At 75.4% G+C, this 13,073-nt stretch carries 12 protein-coding genes; 3 read left to right on the top strand and 9 right to left on the bottom strand.

The window, feature by feature from the left end; all coding sequences use genetic code 11:
• Positions 1–172: 172 nt before the first annotated feature.
• The 6 genes from KDL28_RS34235 to egtA are packed head-to-tail and all read right to left on the bottom strand — an operon-like array spanning position 173 to position 5,690.
• Positions 173–637, bottom strand: coding sequence for a cupin domain-containing protein (locus tag KDL28_RS34235; protein WP_252445358.1), 465 nt, complete (start codon positions 635–637; stop codon positions 173–175).
• Entirely contained in the window at positions 624–1,139 is a 516-nt protein-coding gene (locus KDL28_RS34240) for a nitroreductase family protein (RefSeq protein ID WP_252445359.1), read from the bottom strand. Before KDL28_RS34240 ends, KDL28_RS34235 begins: the two co-directional genes overlap by 14 nt.
• Positions 1,140–1,190: 51 nt before the next feature.
• The gene (egtD, locus tag KDL28_RS34245) at positions 1,191–2,195 is read right to left on the bottom strand and encodes an L-histidine N(alpha)-methyltransferase (protein ID WP_252445361.1); all 1,005 of its coding nucleotides are present in this window, start codon (positions 2,193–2,195) and stop codon (positions 1,191–1,193) included.
• The gene (egtC, locus tag KDL28_RS34250) at positions 2,192–2,983 is read right to left on the bottom strand and encodes an ergothioneine biosynthesis protein EgtC (RefSeq protein ID WP_252445362.1); all 792 of its coding nucleotides are present in this window, start codon (positions 2,981–2,983) and stop codon (positions 2,192–2,194) included. The genes egtD and egtC overlap by 4 nt, the downstream gene beginning before the upstream one ends.
• Positions 2,984–2,986: 3 nt before the next feature.
• Entirely contained in the window at positions 2,987–4,342 is a 1,356-nt protein-coding gene (gene egtB, locus KDL28_RS34255) for an ergothioneine biosynthesis protein EgtB (protein ID WP_372497160.1), read from the bottom strand.
• A 43-nt stretch (positions 4,343–4,385) separates the two neighbouring features.
• Complete coding sequence (egtA, locus tag KDL28_RS34260) at positions 4,386–5,690, bottom strand: ergothioneine biosynthesis glutamate--cysteine ligase EgtA (RefSeq protein ID WP_252445364.1); 1,305 nt, start codon at positions 5,688–5,690, stop codon at positions 4,386–4,388.
• A gap of 98 nt (positions 5,691–5,788) precedes the next feature.
• On the opposite strand from egtA, the gene KDL28_RS34265 reads away from it, so the two are divergent.
• On the top strand, positions 5,789–6,412 hold the full coding sequence (locus tag KDL28_RS34265; protein ID WP_252445365.1) for a TetR/AcrR family transcriptional regulator: 624 nt from the start codon (positions 5,789–5,791) through the stop codon (positions 6,410–6,412).
• A gap of 9 nt (positions 6,413–6,421) precedes the next feature.
• On the opposite strand, the gene KDL28_RS34270 is transcribed toward KDL28_RS34265, so the two are convergent.
• The 3 genes from KDL28_RS34270 to KDL28_RS34280 all read right to left on the bottom strand — a co-directional run bounded on the left by KDL28_RS34270 (position 6,422) and on the right by KDL28_RS34280 (position 10,900).
• Positions 6,422–8,314: an ABC transporter ATP-binding protein gene (locus KDL28_RS34270; RefSeq protein WP_252445367.1), complete on the bottom strand. Its 1,893-nt coding sequence runs from the start codon at positions 8,312–8,314 to the stop codon at positions 6,422–6,424.
• A 426-nt stretch (positions 8,315–8,740) separates the two neighbouring features.
• Entirely contained in the window at positions 8,741–8,950 is a 210-nt protein-coding gene (locus KDL28_RS34275; RefSeq protein WP_028932228.1) for a helix-turn-helix domain-containing protein, read from the bottom strand.
• A gap of 318 nt (positions 8,951–9,268) precedes the next feature.
• Positions 9,269–10,900, bottom strand: coding sequence for an ABC-F family ATP-binding cassette domain-containing protein (locus KDL28_RS34280; RefSeq protein WP_252445368.1), 1,632 nt, complete (start codon positions 10,898–10,900; stop codon positions 9,269–9,271).
• Between the two features lie 127 nt (positions 10,901–11,027).
• Here KDL28_RS34280 and KDL28_RS34285 point away from each other — a divergent pair, with 127 nt between their 5' ends.
• The gene (locus KDL28_RS34285; RefSeq protein ID WP_252445370.1) at positions 11,028–11,807 is read left to right on the top strand and encodes an SDR family oxidoreductase; all 780 of its coding nucleotides are present in this window, start codon (positions 11,028–11,030) and stop codon (positions 11,805–11,807) included.
• A gap of 34 nt (positions 11,808–11,841) precedes the next feature.
• Positions 11,842–13,065, top strand: coding sequence for a lycopene cyclase family protein (locus KDL28_RS34290; protein ID WP_252445372.1), 1,224 nt, complete (start codon positions 11,842–11,844; stop codon positions 13,063–13,065).
• Positions 13,066–13,073 lie beyond the last annotated feature (8 nt).

Consider the following 13,073-nt stretch of genomic DNA (forward strand, 5'->3'; position numbering starts at 1 on the left):
CGGGGCCCGGCTGCGCGCGGACGGCGGCGGGGTCGACGGGCCGGCCGCACGCCGAGCCGCACACCGTCGGGGTGAACGGCTCGCCGCAGGGCTCGTGGCGGCTGCCGGCCGCGCAGGGCAGGCCGGTGGTCGGGCGGGCGGTGCGCCTCGCGCTCACCCCGGGTCGATCAGGTCATGCCGGGTGACCCGGGTCGACCCACGCCACGTGCTCCGGATCGGGCACCCCCTCGATGTCGAGGTTGACCACCACCGGCTGCTGCCCGCTGCGCGTCAGCACGCACTCCAGCGGCTCGTCGTCGAGTGCGTTGATCTCCTGGTGCGGCACCCACGGCGGGACGAAGATGAACCCGCCCGGGCCGGCCTCGGCGGTGAACTCCAGCCGCTCGCCCCACCGCATCCGAGCCCGGCCGCGCACCACGTAGATCACGCTCTCCAGCTCGCCGTGGTGGTGCGCGCCCGTGCGGGCGCCGGGGTGGATGGTCACCGTGCCCGCCCAGAGCTTGCGCGCTCCCACCCGGTCGCCGTCGACGGCGGCGGCGCGGTGCATGCCGGGGGTCTGCGGGGTGTTCGCGTCCAGGGCGTCGCCGGGCACGACCCGCACGCCGTCGGTGCGCCAGCGCCGGTCACCAGGTGCCACGGTGCACCACCTCGTCGAAGGGGCGGCGGGCCAGCGCGACCGGCGGGCCCAGTGGGCGGTCGGCGGGGTGCCCCAGGCCGATCAGGGCGACCCCGGAGTGCCCGTGGGGCATGCCGATGATCCGGCGCAGCGCGTCCTGGTCGCGCACCGAGGCGTGGCCGCTGCCGATGCCCAGGTCGGTGGCGGCGATCATCATCGCCATCGTGACCTGGCCGAGGTCGAAGCGGTCGATGGCCGGGAACCGCTCCTCCTCGGGGTCGGGCACCGTCAGCACGATCGTGGCCCGGCTGCCGGGGATGAACCTGGCCCCCTGCCAGACGGTCGCCAGCTCGGCGAGCCGGTCGCGGTCGGTGACCAGGACGAAGTCCCAGGCCTGGCGGTTCTTCGCCGACGGGGCGCGCCACCCGGCCTCCAGGATCCGATCGAGGTCGGCCGGATCCAGCGACTGGTCGGTGAAGGTGCGGACGTTGCGCCGCGCCCGGATCGCGTCCCAGGTCTGCATACCGGGGACGCTACGCCGCGACCGGCCGCTGATCGACGCCCGCGCACCGGCTCAGGCCGCGGTCGCCAGCGACAGGGCGTGGCGGCCGTCCGGGTCGGTCCACATCCGGGTCAGCGCGAACCCGGCGCCGGCGAGCAGCGCCCCGAGCCGCTCGGGGCGGAACTTGGCCGAGACCTCGGTGCGCAGCTCCTCCCCCGCGGCGAACTCGACGGTCAGGTCCAACCCGTCCAGGTGCACGGTCATCGCCCGCTCCGCGCGCAGCCGCATCTCGATCCACTCCTGCTCGGGGTCCCACAGCGCCACGTGGGCGAAGGCGTCGACGTCGAAGTCGGCGCCCAGCTCGCGGTTGAGCACCCGCAGCACGTTGCGGTTGAACTCGGCGGTCACCCCGGCGCCGTCGTCGTAGGCGGGCACCAGCAGGGCGGGGTCGACGACCAGGCCGGTCCCCAGCAGCAGCTGCTCCCCCGGCTCCAGCACGGCGCGCAGCCCGGTGAGGAAGCGGTCGCGCTCGGCGGGCAGCAGGTTGCCGATGGTGCCGCCGAGGAAGGCCACCATCCGCCGGTGCCCGTCGGCCAGGGGCGTGTGCCTGCCGCCGGGCAGGCGGTCGAGGTGGCGGGTGAAGTCGCCGACGACGCCGCGCAGCCGCAGCCCGGGGTACTCGGGGCCGAGGGTGTCCATCGCCTGGCGCAGCGCGGACTCGCTGACGTCCTGGGGCACGTACCAGCGCAGCCCGCCGCCCGGGTGGGCGGAGGAGGTGAACGCGTCGAGCAGCAGCCGGGTCTTGGCCGAGGAGCCCGATCCCAGCTCGACCAGCACGTCGGCGCCCGACACCGCGGCGATCTCGGGCGCGGAGCGGTCGAGCAGGGCCCGCTCGGTGCGCGTCGGGTAGTACTCGGGCTGCTCGGTGATCCGCTCGAACAGCTCGCTGCCCCGCGCGTCGTAGAACCACTTGGGCGGCAGGTGCTTGGGCGTGGCGGTGAGACCGGCCAGGGCGTCGGCGCGCAGCGCGGCGTCGGCGTCGCGATCGGTCAGGTGGACGTCCAGCAGGAGGGTCATGGGGCTCCGGTCGTCGATGGGCCCGCGGGCGCCGGCCGGTCGGGCGCGGGCAGCGGGGTCGTGCGGCAGCGGCCCGGATGGGCCACCACGAGGTGCCGGTCGGGCACCGGGGTCCAGGAGTCGGGGTCGTCGAGGGGCTCGGACGCGACGAGCGCGGCGTCGTCGGTGGTGCGCACGGACAGGGCGTGGTCCCAGGCCGTCGCCCAGATCCCGGTGCCGTCGGTGAGCAGCAGGTTCAGCCGCGATCCCGGAGCGGCGGCGGCCACCGCGACGACCACCTCGCCCAGCGCGGCGGCGGGGTCGGCGCCGCGGCGCAGCCGGTCGCGCACCAGCGCCCAGAGCAGGGCGGCGTCGGTCGGGGCGTCGAGGGTGAGCAGGTCGGTCACCGGCAGCTCGCCGGCCGGGCCGGCCATCGAGTCGGGCCAGCCGCGGACCACCCCGTTGTGGCTGAACAACCAGCGCCCCTCGGCGAAGGGGGCCGCGGCGGGCGCGGTGACCGCCATCCCGACGGTCGCCGAGCGCACCGCGGCGAGCACCGCGGTCGAACGGGTGGCCCCGGCCACCGCGGCGAACGAGGCGTCCGCCCAGATCGGCGACGCGCTGCGGTAGCGCACGGCCTCGTCCCCTGGCCCGGGATACCAGCCCGCGCCGAAGCCGTCGGCGTTGACGGTGCCGCCGCCGCGCATGTCGGAAGGGGCGTAGGACTGCACGAGCAGCCCGTGCGCCGGCTCGATCAGCAGCGAGGAGAGGGTGACCGACGGACCGACGTAGGCCAGGTGGCGGCACACGCGCTAGTGGTCCCCCGATCGGGCGTCGCGGGCCAGCCGGAACCCGCTGAAGATCTGCCGGCGCACCGGGTGGTCCCAGTTGCGGAAGGTGGCCCGGATCGCGGCGGGGTCGGTGCCGAAGGAGCCGCCGCGCAGCACGCGGTAGTCGCCGCCGAAGAAGACCTGCGAGTACTCCGGGTAGGGGAAGACCTCGAAGCCCGGGTAGGGGTGCCAGCCCGACGCCGTCCACTCCCAGACGTCGCCGATGAGCTGGTGCACCCCCAGCGCCGAGGCGCCCGCCGGGTAGGCGCCGACCGGGGCCGGGCCCAGGTGGCGCTGGCCCAGGTTGGCGTGCGCGGGGGTCGGGTCGGCGTCGCCCCAGGGGAAGCGCCGCGAGCGCCCGGTGGCCGGGTCGAAGCGGGCGGCCTTCTCCCACTCGGCCTCGGTGGGCAGGCGCTTGCCCGCCCACGCGGCGTAGGCGTCGGCCTCGTGGCAGGACACGTGCACCACCGGTTCGTCGGCGGGCACGGGCTCGACCACCCCGAAGCGGCGGCGGTACCACTGCCCCGCGCCGTCGCGCCGCCAGAACCCGGGGGCGGTCAGGCCGGCCTCGGTGCGGTGGCGCCAGCCGGCGTCGGTCCACCAGCGCGGGTCGTCGTAGCCCCCGGCCGCGACGAACTCGGCGTACCGGCCGTTGGTGACCGGTGCGGTGTCGATCCAGAACGCCGGCAGGTCGACGACGTGGCCGGGGCGTTCGTTGTCCAGCGCCCACGCCTCGGTGGAGGTGCCCATGCTGAAGGCGCCGGCGGGGACGAGGACCTCGCGCGCCGGCAGCGGGCGACCGGGCGGCGGCGCGGGCGCGTGCAGGACGGCGGCGCCCGCGCGCAGCTGGTGGGTGGCCAGCATCGTCTCGTCGTGCTGCTGCTCGTGCTGGACGATCATGCCGAAGGCGAAGCCGTGCTCGGTGAGCCTGCGCCCCCCGGCCAGCGGGCTGGTGTGCAGGGCGTCGAGCGCCTTGTCGCGCACCTCGGCGACGTAGGCGCGGGTCTCGTGCGGGGTGAGCAGCGGCAGCGCGACGCGGCTGGCCCGGGAGTGCTGGAAGGCGTCGTAGAGCCCGTCGATCTCCGGGCGCAGCGGTTCGCGGCCGCCGACGTCGCGCACCAGCCACAGCTCCTCCTGGCTGCCGATGTGGGCCAGGTCCCAGACCAGCGGCGACATCAGCGGCGAGTGCTGTGCCACCAGGTCGGCCTCGTCGACGGCGTCGGTCAGGGCCCTCGACCGGGCCCGGGACGCGGCGAGCAGCTCGGCGACGCGGGTGCGCAGCTGCTCGGTGGTGAGCTCGACGACGGCGGGTGCGGTGGCCGCCACGGTCTCGGTCACGGTGTACTCCCCTGCGGGTGTCGGGTGGGTGTGCCGGGCGCGCTCATGACGGCTCCGGGTCGTCGGCGGGGCACCGCCCGCGCAGCACCTGTCGTTCGATCATGTCGTCGAGGTCGGCGACCACCCAGTCCGGCGCGTTCAGCGCGGCCTGGGCCCCGCGGGCCAGCTCGAACACCGCGGCGGCCGCCGTGGCCAGCACGCGGTCGGCCAGCCCGTGGCGGGCGCCGGAGACCCAGCGGCCCGCCACGGGCTCGCACGCCTCGCGGGCCCGGTCGGTGACGGCGGGGTCGGACAGCAGCCCGGCCAGCACCGCCACCGGCAGCGCCCAGCGCCTGCCCGGCTGGGCGTCGATGTAGCGCACCTCGAGGTGGCCGCGCGGGCGGACCGGCGGGAACAGCGTGGAGACGTGGTAGTCGAGGTCGTCGAGGGTGGGCCGGCGGGCCGGGATGGCGCCGCGGATCCAGTCGGCGAAGGTGACGCCGTGCGGCACGAGCCAGCCGTCGGAGCCGTCGCGCACGCAGAGCACCGGGCTGTGCAGCACCCGCCGGGCCCACGACGCGGCCGGGTCGCCTGCGACGGCGTCGGCGACCGCCGGCGGGGCGGTGCGCGGCGGGTCGGCGCGCAGCCAGCTGGCCCAGCGGGCCGACTTCCAGCCGGTGCGCCGCCCGTGCAGGTCGGGCGAGTTGGCGAACGCGGCCAGCAGCGCCGGTCCCACCGCGTGCAGGGCGGCCCACCGGTCGGCCACCGCGGTGGACTCGCCGGAGTCGAGGCAGACCTGCACGGCGGCGGTGGCGCACATCCCGCTGCGCCCGGAGGGGCCGAGCCGGTCGAAGGCCTGCTCCATGGCCCGGTACCGGGGCACGTCCAGGATCCGCAGCGGCGGGCGGACGGGGTCGGCGGCGCGGTCGATCGGGCTGAGCCCGGCCGCGGCGATCATGTCGTGCAGGTGCCCTGCGTCGGCGGTGACCGCGGCGGTCAGCCGGGCGAGGTCGGGGTAGGGCCGGCTGGCGAGCTCGAGCTGGCCGCCGGGCTCCACGGTGACCTCGGAGCCTTCGGGGAGGGGAGCGGCGGGGGAAGCGGGGTCCATCGTGGTCGGGGTGTGCGGGCCGAGCGCGCCGGCCAGCGCGGCGGCGTCCGTCGGCGCGAGGGGCGAGCGTGGCCGGTGCAGCAGCCACTCCAGCTCCACGCCGACCAGGCGCGGAGGCCCGTGCTTGAAGCACACCGACGCCACGTACGCCTCGGCGTCGGCGCAGTCGTGCAGGACGGTGGGACCGGCGTCGGGCGGGTCGTCCCGCACCTGCGCGTCCGCCGATCCGTCGGGAAGCGCCAAGCCCAGCTCAGTACCCACGCGGAACGACGCTACGCCTGATGCCCCACGGATGCAGGTGAATCCCGCGCGGGGTTTCGCCAGCAGTACGGCCGTCCGGTGAGCGCTATCCTCGCCGGGTGCCCCGGGTCAGCGTCGAGCAGCTCGCCGCGCGCCGCGCCCGGATCCTGGACGGCGCGCGCGCCTGCTTCGCCCGCCACGGCTACGAGGGCGCCACGGTGCGCCGCCTGGAGCAGGCGGTCGGGCTGTCCCGCGGGGCGATCTTCCACCACTTCCGCGACAAGGAGGCGCTGTTCCTCGCCGTCGCCGAGCAGGACACCGAGCGCATGGCCGACATCGTCGCCGAGCAGGGCCTGGTCCAGGTGATGCGCGAGCTGCTCGCGGCCCCCGAGGAGCTGCAGGCCGGCTGGGCGGGCACGTTCCTGGAGATCGCCCGGCGCGGGCGCACCGACCCCGGCTTCCGCGAGCACTGGCGCCGCAGCGCCGACGCGCTCACCGCCGCCACCCGCCAGCGGCTGCGCCGCCAGGCCGCGGCCGGCACGGTCCGCGCCGACGTCGACGAGGCCGTGCTGGCCCGGTTCCTGGAGCTGGTGCTGGAGGGCCTGGTGTCGCACCTGGCGATGGACCTGCCGGTCGGCGAGCTGGGCTCGGTGCTGGACCTGGTGGAGGGGTCGGTCCGGGTGCCGCAGGGCACCCGCGAGGGCGACGGCGTGCTGTCCGCGCGCCCCGGCCGGACGGCGTGATCGCGGGACTCAGGCGGGGTGGGCGACCAGCCGGGTCACGGTGCCGTCGCCGGCGAACTGGGTGCGGTGCAGCGCCGCGTAGCGCCCGCCCACCGCGAGCAGCCCGTCGTGGGTGCCGCGCTCGACGATCCGGCCGTGCTCGATCACCGCGATCAGGTCGGCGTCGCGGACCGTGGACAGCCGGTGCGCGATGACGATCGCCGTCCGCCCCTGCAGGGCCTCGCCCAGCGCCTCCTGCACGGCGGCCTCGGACTCGGAGTCCAGGTGGGCGGTGGCCTCGTCGAGGATCACCACCCGCGGCTTGGCCAGCAGCAGCCGGGCGATGGTGAGGCGCTGGCGCTCGCCGCCGGAGAGCCGGTAGCCGCGCTCGCCGACGACGGTGTCCAGCCCGTCGGGCAGGGCGTCGAGCACGTCGCCGAGCCGGGCCCGGCGCATCGCGTCGACGATCTCGGCGTCGGTGGCGTCCGGGGCGGCGTAGGCGAGGTTGGCCCGGATCGTGTCGTGGAACAGGTGGCCGTCCTGGGTGACCACCCCCACGGCCCCGCGCACCGCGGCGAAGGTCAGCTCGCGCACGTCGACCCCGGCCAGCTCGACCGCGCCGCCGTCGACGTCGTAGAGCCGCGGCACCAGCGAGGCGATGGTCGACTTGCCCGCTCCCGATGAGCCGACGAGCGCCACCATCTGCCCGGCGCCGATCTCCAGGTCGACCCCGTGCAGCACCTCCTCGCCGGTGCGGTGGTCGAGCACGGCGACCTCCTCCAGCGAGGCCAGCGAGACCTTGTCGGCTCCCGGGTAGCCGAAGCGCACGTCGCGCAGCCGCACGGAGACCGGGCCCGGAGGCAGGTCGCGGGCGTCGGGCCGCTCGGCGATCATCGGCTGCAGGTCGAGCACCTCGAAGACCCGCTCGAACGAGACCAGCGCGGTCATCACGTCGACGCGGGCGTTGGCCAGCGCGGTCATCGGCGAGTAGAGCCGGGTGAGCAGCAGGGCCAGGGTGACCACGGTGCCCGCGTCGATCTGCCCGGTGACCGCGAGGTAGCCGCCCAGGCCGTAGATCAGCGCCTGGGCCAGCGCCGAGACCAGCGACAGCGAGGTCACGAAGACGCGCGAGACCATGGCGGTGCGGATGCCGATGTCGCGGATGCGCTCGGCGCGCCCGCGGAAGTCGACGGCCTCCTCGGCCGGTCGGCCGAACAGCTTGACCAGGGTGGCGCCGGCGGCCGAGAAGCGCTCGGTCATCTGGTTGCCCATGGAGGCGTTCAGGTCGGCGTTCTCGCGGCGCAGGTCGGCGATGGTGCGGCCCATCCGGCGGGCCGGGATGACGAAGATCGGCAGCAGCACCAGCGCGAGCAGGGTGACCTGCCAGGCCATGGTCATCATGACCGTGACGGCCAGCGCGAGCTGGATGACGTTGCTCAGCACCGAGGCCAGCGTGCCGGTGACCGCGCTCTGGGCGCCGATGACGTCGTTGTTGAGCCGGCTGACCAGTGCCCCGGTGCGGGTGCGGGTGAAGAACGCCACCGGCATGCGCTGGACGTGCTCGAAGACCGCGCTGCGCAGGTCGACGATGAGCCCCTCGCCGATGCGCGCGGAGAACCACCGGGTGCCCAGCCCGACCAGCGCCTCCAGGACCGCCAGCCCGGCGACCGCGCCGGCCAGCGTGACCACGGTGCTCGCCGCGTCCGGGCCGCCGGCGATGATGGCGTTGACCACGCGCCCGGCCAGCACCGGGGTGAGCACGCCGACTGTCGCGCTGACGACCGTCAGCGACAGGAAGCCGATCAGCAGCCGCCGGTAGCGGCGCGCGAAGCGCCAGATGCGCGGCAGCGTGCCGCGGCGGATCGAGGTGGGTGCGTCGGCCGCGCGCGCCACCCCGCGCATCATCCCCCAGGCGCCGTCCATCCCACTCCTTCGTGCCCGATTACAGCGTTGCAGCTAGGCGCAACGTCAGGGGCACGGCGGAAAGTCCCGTCCCCGACCGGTCGACCCTCGCACGCGGTCGACGCGGCGGCGCGGGCACGGTGGATCGCGCCGCGGCGGGGATGCAGAGCCCGACGGGTGTCTACCGCCAGTGGTCCGGCCAGCCGGACCTACGCTGAACGGCCGGATGTCTGCGTCTGCTCGGGTGTAGGCCGTTCGATGGAACAGCCCGGACGGCCGACGCGACCGCCGGCCGTTGGTCGTCGGGGGTGCGGCGCGACTGGCGTCGCGCCCGGATCGGGTTGCACCGGCGCGACCGTCGCGCCGGTGGGGCCACCCCTGCGGGCCCGCTGATGGCTCAGCCCCGACCGACCCCGTGCGGGGCCCCCGACCACTGCGGTCGGGCTGCTACTTCTTCTTGGTGCGCGTGGCGCCGCCGCGCCCGCGCAGGGTGACCCCGGTCTCGCTGAGCACCCGGTGCACGAATCCGTACGACCGGCCGGTCTGCTCGGCGAGCGCGCGGATGCTGGCGCCCTTCTCGTACTTCTTCTTCAGATCCGTTGCGAGCTTGTCGCGCTGGGTGCCCGTGATTCGGGCACCCTTCTTCAGATCGGCCACAGCCCCAGACCTCCTCTAACCCCCTCAGCGGGCCATCCGCTGAGATGTCGCCCCCGGTGCCCGGCAATGATCTCCAGGGTGACAGGGGCGGACCAGGAGATCCATTCGATGATCGGTGAGCGGTTCCGCCGAACGGATCACGCAGGCGGGTGATCGTTGAGGAGCCCATAACCAGCCCGTCACCCCGACGCGACCTGCTGGTCACCCCAGAAGTGGATCGAGAACGGCCGAGATCGGACAGCCGGTGGTGCGATCCCGGTCACACCGGGATCTTCAGTAGCCGTTCGGGTGGATCAGGGCGTCGAACAAACCGCCCGATCAGGCCAACTGGACGAGTTCGAGATAGTCGGCGGACCAGAAGTCCTCGGTGCCGTCGGGCAGCACGATGACCTTGTCCGGATCCAGTGCCTCCACCGCCCCGGAATCGTGGGTCACCAGCACGACCGCCCCGTCGAAACGGCGCAGCGCGTCGAGCACCTGCTCGCGGCTGGCCGGGTCGAGGTTGTTGGTGGGCTCGTCGAGCAGCAGCACGTTCGCCGCGCTGGAGACCAGCCCGGCCAGAGCCAGGCGCGTCTTCTCCCCGCCGGAGAGCGTGCCCGCCTGCTGGGAGAGCTGGTCGCCGGAGAACATGAACGAGCCCAGCAGGGTGCGCAGCTGCTGCTCGGGGGTGTCGGGCGAGGCGTGGCGGATGTTCTCCCAGACCGTCGCGTCCAGGTCGAGGGTGTCGTGCTCCTGGGCGTAGTAGCCGGTGCGCAGGCCGTGCCCGGGGATCACCCGACCGGAGTCGGCGGCCTCGGTGCCGGCCAGCAGCCGCAGCAGGGTCGTCTTGCCGGCGCCGTTGAGGCCGAGCACGACCACCTTCGCCCCGCGGTCGACCGCGAGGTCGACGCCGGTGAAGACCTCCAGCGAGCCGAACGCCTTGGTCAGCCCCTCCGCGGTGAGCGGGGTGCGCCCGCACGGGGCCGGCGCCGGGAAGCGGATCTTGGCGACCCGGTCCTGCTGGCGCTCCGGGTCGAGCCCGGCCAGCAGCTGGTCGGCCCGGCGGGCCATGTTCTTGGCCGCGACGGCCTTGGTGGCCTTGGCGCCCATCTTGGCCGCCTGGGTGTGCAGCACCGCGGCCTTCTTCTCGGCGTTGGCCCGCTCGCGGCGGCGGCGCTTCTCGTCGGTGGCCCGCGCGTCGAGGTAGCGCTTCCAGTCCATGTTGTAGACGTCGACCTCGCCGCGGTTGGCGTCGAGGAACCAGACCTTGTTGACCACCGCGGCGAGCAGGTCGGTGTCGTGGCTGATCACCACGAGGCCGCCGTCGTGCGCGGACAGGAACGAACGCAGCCAGGTGATCGAGTCGGCGTCGAGGTGGTTGGTCGGCTCGTCGAGCAGCAGCGTGGTGGCGCTCCGGGCGCCGCCCCCGCCGCCGTCGGAGGCGGCGAACAGGATGCGGGCCAGCTCGACCCGGCGGCGCTGGCCGCCGGACAGGGTGGAGATCTGCTGCTCGAGCACCCGCTCGGGCAGGCCGAGGTGGGCGCAGATGCGGGCCGCCTCGCTCTCGGCGGCGTAGCCGCCCAGCGCGGAGAACCGCTCCTCGATGCGCCCGTACTCGCGCACCGCGCGCTCGTTCTGCGGGCCGTCGACCAGCTCGGCCATCGCCGACTGGGCCTTCTCCATCTTGCGCAGCATCTCGTCGAGGCCGCGTGCGGAGAGCACGCGGTCCTTCGCGGCGACGGTGAGGTCGCCCTCGCGCGGGTCCTGCGGGAGGTAGCCGACGGCGCTGTTGGCCGACACCGAGCCCGCGTAGGGCTCGCCCTCACCCGCGAGCACGCGCATCGAGGTGGTCTTGCCCGCGCCGTTGCGCCCGACCAGGCCGATCCGGTCGCCCGGCTGCACGCGCAGGTTGGCCCCGGACAGCAGGATCCGGGACCCGGCGCGCAGTTCCAGGTCGGTGGCGGTGATCACGAGGAGGCTCTCCAGAGGGGTTCCGGTTCGGCGTGTGGTGGCGTCCGCGAGGGCGGCCTACCCGATCCGGATCACACGACCAGAGTACCGACCCTGCAACCGCGTTCCGGACCGTAGGGTCCCAGCCATGACTGATCTCACGGGCAGGGCGGCCCTGGTGACCGGAGCGAGCCGCGGAATCGGCCTGGCCATCGCAGCCGAACTGCTGTCCAGGGGCGCGTCGGTGACGATCACCGCGCGCAAGCCGGACGAGCTGGCGGCCGCCGCCGACAAGCTCGTGTCCGACGACGCGGGCGGCGACTCCGCACGCGTGCTGGCGGTGGCGGGCAACGCCGGCTCGGACGAGTCGCGCGCCGAGGCCGTCGACAAGACGGTGCAGGCGTTCGGGAACCTGTCGATCCTGGTCAACAACACCGGCATCAACCCCAGCTACGGGCCGCTGGTGGAGGCCGACCTCGGCGCCGTGCGCAAGATCTTCGACGTCAACGTGGTCGCCGCGCTGGGGTTCGTGCAGCTGGCGCACCGGGCCTGGATGGGCGAGCACGGCGGCTCGATCATCAACGTGGCCTCCACCGCCGGGCTGCGCTCGACGGGGATGATCGCCGCGTACGGCGCGTCCAAGGCCGCGCTGATCCGGCTCACCGAGGAGCTCGCCGCCCAGCTCGGGCCGGGCATCCGGGTCAACGCCGTCGCCCCGTCGGTGGTCAAGACCAAGTTCGCCACCGCCCTCTACGAGCGCGGGGAGGACAAGGTCGCCGCGGCCTACCCGATGAAGCGGCTGGGCACCCCGGAGGACATCGCCTCGCTGGTCGGCTTCCTGGTCTCGGACGCGGCGTCCTGGATCACCGGGGAGACCGTCCGCATCGACGGCGGGGTGCTGGCCACCGGCGGCGGGGGTGGCGGCTGAGCCCGGCCGGCCCGCGCGCGGGGCGGACGGTGCGATGACCCCGCCCGACGTCGCGGTCGTCGGCGGCGGACCGGCGGGCCGGGCGCTGGCCGCGGCCTGCGGTCGCGCCGGGCTGCGCACGGTGCTGCTCGACCGGGCCCCCGCGGCGCCGTGGCGGGCCACCTACGGGACGTGGGCGGGCGAGCTCCCCGCCGACCTGCCGGCCGAGGCGGTCGCCGTGCGGGTCCGCGGGCGGGCGGTCGCGCTCAGCGCGCACGCGCTGGGCTGGGAGTACGCGGTGCTCGACGTGCCCGCGCTGCGGGCCCACCTCGACGCCGGGATGGGCCGCGGCGGGGTCGAGGTGCGCCGCGGTCGGGCCGTCGGGTCACCGGCGCCGGGCCGCGTGCTCCTCGCCGACGGCTCCGAGCTGCGCGCCGGGGTGGTCGTCGACGCCGGGGGCGCCGCCCAGCCGCTGGGACGACCGGCGGCCCGGGCGGTGACCGCCGACCAGACCGCCTACGGCGTGGTCGTGCCGAGCGGGGCGGCCGCGCCGCTGGTGCGGCCGGGCGAGGCGCTGTTCATGGACTGGCGGCCCGACCACGGCCGCCCGGGCTGGCCGAGCTTCCTCTACGGGGTGCCGCTGGACGGGTCGCGGGTGCTGCTGGAGGAGACCTCGCTGGCCCGCCGGCCCGGCCTCGGGCTGCCCGAGCTGCGCGAGCGGCTGGCCGCCCGGTTGGCCCGCCACGGGGTGGTGGTCGCGGCCGACGCCGGGGTGGAGCGGGTGCGGTTCCCGGTGGACGTCCCGCGCCACCGCGGCGCCGGCGTGCTCGGCTTCGGCGCCGCGGCGCCGCTGGTCCACCCGGCCAGCGGGTTCAGCGTGGCCACCGCGCTCACCCTGGCCCCCCGGGTGGCCGCCGCCCTGGCCGCGCACCTGCCCGGGCGTCCCGGCGAGGCCCTGGCCGCCGCGCGCGAGGTGGTGTGGCCGGCCGGGGCGCGCGCGGTGCACCGGTTCCGCCGGATCGGGCTGGAGGCGCTGCTGCGGATGCCCCCCGCGGACGTGCCGGTCTTCTTCGAGCGCTTCTTCGCGCTGCCCGAGCACCACCGCTGGAACTACCTCACCGCCCGCGACGACCTGCGCGCCACCGCGGCGACGATGACCGCCCTGTTCGCCCGGGCCGACTGGCGGCTGCGCGCGCAGCTGGTGGTGCCCGCGCTGCTGCCCCCGGCCGCGCCGCTGCGCCCGCCGTCGCCTCCGACGCCGACCAGCTTGTCCCACTGACCGGGGGC

Origin of the sequence: Pseudonocardia humida, assembly GCF_023898865.1 — a bacterium.
In the GTDB taxonomy this organism is placed as follows: Bacteria; Actinomycetota; Actinomycetes; order Mycobacteriales; family Pseudonocardiaceae; genus Pseudonocardia; species Pseudonocardia humida.

Excerpts from the sequence above, each read along its gene's own strand:
- KDL28_RS34270 (WP_252445367.1), bottom strand. The coding sequence starts at position 8,314 with ATGGACGGCGCCTGGGGGATGATGCGCGGGGTGGCGCGCGCGGCCGAC.
- KDL28_RS34285 (WP_252445370.1), top strand. The coding sequence starts at position 11,028 with ATGACTGATCTCACGGGCAGGGCGGCCCTGGTGACCGGAGCGAGCCGC.
- KDL28_RS34240 (WP_252445359.1), bottom strand. The coding sequence starts at position 1,139 with ATGCAGACCTGGGACGCGATCCGGGCGCGGCGCAACGTCCGCACCTTC.
- KDL28_RS34290 (WP_252445372.1), top strand. The coding sequence starts at position 11,842 with ATGACCCCGCCCGACGTCGCGGTCGTCGGCGGCGGACCGGCGGGCCGG.
- egtD (WP_252445361.1), bottom strand. The coding sequence starts at position 2,195 with ATGACCCTCCTGCTGGACGTCCACCTGACCGATCGCGACGCCGACGCC.